Source organism: Streptomyces sp. NRRL S-495, assembly GCF_000966955.1.
Lineage (GTDB): Bacteria > Actinomycetota > Actinomycetes > Streptomycetales > Streptomycetaceae > Kitasatospora > Kitasatospora purpeofusca.
Genome location: NZ_JZWY01001001.1, coordinates 1 through 4,907 on the forward strand (window position 1 = coordinate 1; position 4,907 = coordinate 4,907).

Annotated in this window: 5 protein-coding genes; 4 read left to right on the forward strand and 1 reads right to left on the reverse strand. The window is 75.1% G+C overall.

The features are described 5' to 3' along the window. Positions 1-840, reverse strand: an 840-nt coding sequence (locus VR45_RS37760; protein ID WP_045944471.1) for an ROK family transcriptional regulator, incomplete at its 3' end; no start/stop codon positions are given. Between the two features lie 206 nt (positions 841-1,046). Between VR45_RS37760 and VR45_RS37765 the strand changes: the two genes are divergently transcribed. From VR45_RS37765 to VR45_RS37780, 4 genes are all read left to right on the forward strand, one after another. Beyond that, on the forward strand, positions 1,047-2,387 hold the full coding sequence (locus VR45_RS37765) for an MFS transporter (protein WP_078897376.1): 1,341 nt from the start codon (positions 1,047-1,049) through the stop codon (positions 2,385-2,387). A gap of 205 nt (positions 2,388-2,592) precedes the next feature. Then, the gene (locus VR45_RS37770) at positions 2,593-3,204 is read left to right on the forward strand and encodes an RICIN domain-containing protein (RefSeq protein WP_052709685.1); all 612 of its coding nucleotides are present in this window, start codon (positions 2,593-2,595) and stop codon (positions 3,202-3,204) included. 109 nt (positions 3,205-3,313) lie between these two features. Then, a complete protein-coding gene (locus VR45_RS37775; RefSeq protein ID WP_234326561.1) occupies positions 3,314-4,117 on the forward strand; it encodes a VTT domain-containing protein in 804 nt (267 codons plus the stop codon). A gap of 353 nt (positions 4,118-4,470) precedes the next feature. Then, entirely contained in the window at positions 4,471-4,863 is a 393-nt protein-coding gene (locus tag VR45_RS37780; protein ID WP_052709686.1) for a cell division protein SepF, read from the forward strand. Positions 4,864-4,907: the final 44 nt, after the last annotated feature.

Here is a 4,907-nt window from a genome sequence, read left to right on the forward strand (position 1 = left end):
GGCCAGCGCGCAGACGGCCGCACTCCCGACCAGCCCGTGGAAGCCGCCCTCGCAGCCGGTGGCGGTGGGCAGCGCCGTGGTGCCGGGGACGGGCAGGAAGCAGATCTCACCGGCGCCGCCGCCGCTGCCCCGGCGCAGCTTGCCGTCCAGGACGACGGCGGCGCCGACGCTGTGGCCGAGCCAGACGAGGACGAAGTCGTCCCGCCCCCGGGCGGCGCCGGTCCGGTACTCGGCCCGCCCGGCGAGGTTGACCTCGTTCTCCAGGATCACCTCGGTGCCGGGCAGCTCGCGCAGGGCGGCCAGCAGGTCGGCGTGCCAGGCGGGCAGGTCGCCGGTGGACTGGAGCCGGCCGGTGGCGGGGTCGACCAGGCCGGGGGCGCCGACGGCGACGGTGTGCAGGTGCGGGACCTCGGCCCGGCGGGCGGTGTCGAGCAGGGTGCGGACGATCCGGTCGGCGGCGGCGCGGTGGGCGGCGGCGTCGGCGCCGGGGTCCTCGATCACGAGCTCTGCGGCGGCCAGGGTCCGCCCGGCCAGGTCGGCGACGACCAGGGAGACCCCGCCGGAGCGGACGTCGAAGGCGGCGAGGTGGGCGCGGGAGGCGACCAGGGCGTAGAGCCGGGCGTTGGGGCCGCGCCGCTGCTCGCCGCGTTCGCCGACGACGGCGACCAGGCCGCTGCGGCCGAGCCGGTCGAGCAGGTCGGCGACGGTGGGCCGGGAGAGCCCGGTGAGGTCGCGCAGCTCGGTGGCCGTGAGTGGTCCTTGGTCGAGCAGCAGGTTGAGCGCCAGGCGGTCGTTGATCGCCCGGGCGGTGCTCGGCGTGGCCGTGCGAGCGGTGGTCATACCCGGACATCTTTCCAGAGTATTTCTATCAGGGTCCCTTCCTGATAATTTATCGACCGGCGCCCGGCACACCTTCCGGACCGGCAACCCGTCCGAACCGGCCGCCGAAGGGTGCTCGCCGCTGACAAGGGCGGCCATCCGCAGGACCATCGAAACCACCACCCACGGGGCACCGCCGCGGCACGCGGTGGGGAGGGAAGAGCCGGATGACCACCAGCCCGACCACAGGACCACCGCTCTTGGACACACCGGGCGCCGCCCGCCGGGCCCGCATCGCCGTCGCCCTGGCGTTCGGCGTGCACGGCGCAGTCAGCGGCACCTTCGTCAGCCGGATCCCCTGGATCCAGCACCACCTCGACCTCTCCCCCGGCCAGCTCGGACTGGCCCTGGTGATGCTGGCGATCGGCTCGTCCCTCGCGATGCCGCTGGCCGGCCGGTTCGTGCACCGCTGGGGCGGGCGGGCCGTGGTGCGCGTCCTCCTCTCGCTCTACTGCCTCACCCTCGCGCTGCCCGTGCTCGCACCCTCGCTGCCGGTGCTCTGCCTTGCCCTGCTGGCCTACGGGGCCCTGGCGGGCATGGCCGACGTGGCGATGAACGCCCAGGGCGTGGAGGTCGAGCAGCGGATCGGCCGCTCGATCATGTCCGGTCTGCACGGGATGTGGAGCATGGGCGGGCTGGTGGCCGCCGGCATCGGGATCCTCGCGGCCCACCAGTCCCTCGACCCCCGGCTCCAGCTCGCGGTGGCCGCCCTTCTGCTGCTGGCCCTCACCCAGCCCGTCTGCGCCGCCCAGCCGGATGTCCGCGCGCCCCAGCAGGGCGAGGAGCCGCCGCGGTTCGCGCTGCCGCCGCGCAGCTCGCTGGCGATCGGGCTGGTCGGCTTCTGCGGGGTCTTCGCGGAGGGCGCGTCGATCGACTGGAGCGGCGTCTACCTGCGCGACGTCACCGGCGCCTCGCCCACCGTGGCGGCCGCGGCGTACACGGCGTTCTCGCTCACGATGGCGGTCAGCCGGCTGGTCGGGGATGCGGTGATCCGCCGCGTGGGCGCCGTGCGGGCGGCCCGGCTCAGCGGCGCCGTCGCCACGGCCGGCGGCCTGCTGGTGGTCGTGGCGGACCGGCCCGCGCTCGCGATCCCCGGCTTCGCACTGATCGGGATCGGCGTCGCGGTGGTCGTCCCGCTGGCCTTCGCGGCGGCGGGCCGGATCGGCGACAACCCCAGCCAGGCGATCGCCGGGGTCGCCACCGTCACCTACACCTCGGGCCTGGTCGCGCCCGCGATCGTCGGCGGCCTGGCCCAGGCGTCCTCGCTCACCGTCTCCTTCGGCGTGGTCACCGCGCTCTCCTTCGCCCTGCTGCTCGGGGCGGGCGCGCTGCGCCGGGCGGAGATCCGGGCCCCGGGCGGCACCGTCACAGGCAGCACCGTCCCGGCGGACGCCGCGCCGGTCGGCAGCGCGCCGAGCGGTCCGGGCACGCGGGAACCGGTCGTGGGCGAACCGGCCGCGCGGGAGCCGGTGACCCGGGGCTCCGGCCCGAACTCCCCCGCGAGCTGACCCAGGCACCACCCCGGGCGATGGCCCCAGGACCACCCGCTTGCCGGCCGGGCACGCACACCGCGTGCCCGGCCTCCGCGCGCCCGAGGCCGGATCGGCCGACGGGCTTCTAACCTTTCGTCACATCGCGTACAACCTCTTCGGGCCGCCGGCTGTCGGTCACCTCGGCACCGCGTTCTCGAAGCCACCCACCGAGGGGAACCCCATGACCCGCCCTCGCTCCGCCGCCGCGCTCGCCGCCGGCGCCCTCACCCTCACTCTCGCCGCCGTCCTCGCGGCGCCGGCCACCGCCACCCCCACCTCCCGGACCGCCGACCCCGCCGCCCCCACCGGCTCCGCCCGTCCCAGCGGCTCCGCCACCACCGCCGCCGACGCCGCCGGCGCTCCGATGACGGTCATCACCGCCAACCCCTCCGACACCCAGAAGTGCCTGGACGTCACCGGGCAGAGCACCGCCTCCGGCACCCTCGTCGAGCAGTGGACCTGCAACGGCGGCACCAACCAGCAGTGGTACTGGACCGAGGCCGGCGAGCTGGTGAGCGTGGCCAGCGGCAAGTGTCTGGACATCCCCCGCTTCAGCACCGCCGGGGGCGTGCAGGCCGTCATCTGGCCCTGCAACGGCGGGACCAACCAGAAGTGGACCCAGACCCTCGTCCACCACGCCGGTGTCTACAACCTGACCAACGTCAACAGCGGCCTCAACCTGGACGTCCAGGGCGCCTCCCCGGCGGACGGCACCCCGGTGATCCAGTGGCCGCAGACCTACGGGCTGAACCAGTGGTGGTTCTACGGCTCCGTGCCCACCGCCCGGGGCTGAGCCCGGCCGGCCCTCCGGTCGCCCGCCCGTCCGCCCGTCCGCCCGTCCGCCCGTCCGCCCGGGACCACCCGCATCCCGGGCGGGCGGCCGGCCCCGTTACGCTCGAACGGTGCCCGCACCCGTGACCTCCCCGCCGCCGCCCGGCCCCGCACCGGCCGTCGGACCCGCCCTGGCAGACAGTCCCGCCCCGGCCGACGGAACCGCCCCGGGGCACGGACCGGCTCCCGTCGACACCGCGGCGCCGGCCGACGGACCGGCCCGCTCGCCCTGGCCCCGGTTCGCCCTGCTGGTGGCGATCCTCGGCGCGGCGGCCGGTTCGCTGCTGCTGTGGAGCCCCACCGCCCTGCTCGACGGCGGACTCACCGACGGGATGCCCTGGTACTGGCGCGGCCCCCTGTTCGCCGCCGTGTACGCGGTGGGCACGGTGGCGTTCTTCCCCCGGCCCGCCCTGAACGCGGCCGCCGGACTGCTGCTCGGACTGCAGGAGGGCCTGCTGCTCGCCGTCCTGGGCACCACCCTCGGCGCGGCCGCCGCCTTCGGGCTCGCCCGCTGGCTGGGGCAGGACGCGCTGCGCCGCCTGCTGCGCGGGCGCGTACTGGTGGCGCTGGACCGGCGCTTCACCGACCAGGGCTTCCGCAGCGTGCTGCTGCTCCGGCTGTTCCCCGGCCTGCCGTTCCAGGCGGCCAACTACGGCGCCGCCGTCTCCGGGGTCCGGTTCGGCTCCTTCATCGGGGCGACCGCGCTCGGGGTGATCCCGGTCACCGCGGTCTACGTCGCGGCGGCGGCCACCGCGCGCGAGCCCGGATCGACCGGCTTCCTGCTCTCCGTGGGCGCCCTCGGACTGCTCGGACTGGCGACCCTGGTCCAGGTCGGACGGGCCGCTGCCCGGCGGCGGCGCACGGTCACTGACTGAGCGCCGGGCGTCCGATCCGGCACGCCGGGCGCGCAGGGCATCGAATCCGCTCCGCCGGCCGGGGTTGTTGTCGGTCCCGTGTGAAATCGTTCCCGCATTGTTGACAGAAGGTCAATTGCGCGGTGACCGCGACCGATATGGTCTACGCGCGCAACCGTACGCCGTTCTCCCGCGTCGCAACTGGTGCCCGGGTCCACCCGGGGCCCCGGCGCGGCGCGACTCGTACGGACCGCGCGAGCGGGCACGACACCGGTGATCAGTGCGATACTCGGACAGTTCCGACGAGTGGATGACGTGTCAAAAGGACACGCGCACCGGGGGACCTGTACGGAACAGAGGCAGGGAGGCGCGGCATGGGAGCACTTCGCGACGAGCACCACAACGGGTGGCTGATGCCCTCCGGGAACTACCCGGCCGCGGTGTACGACGACGAGTGGGTCGAGCAGGAGACGGTGTCGTCCTCCCCCGCCCCGACGAAGATCGTCTCCCTGCGGCCGACCGGGTTCGAGGCGGCCCGCACGGTCGGCGAGCACATCCGGGCGAGCATCCCGGTCGTCATGGACCTCACCGAGATGGAGGAGGCGGAGGCCAAGCGCATGGTCGACTTCGCCTCCGGTCTGATCTTCGGCACCCGCGGCGGCATCGAGCGGATCGCCCGGCGGGTCTTCCTGCTCACCCCGGCGGACGTCGAGGTGATGGTCATCGACCGCCCGCTCGACGAGACCGGCTTCTACAACCAGAGCTGACCGGCGGCCGCTCGGACAGCGGCGCCCACGACCGGGGACGGCAC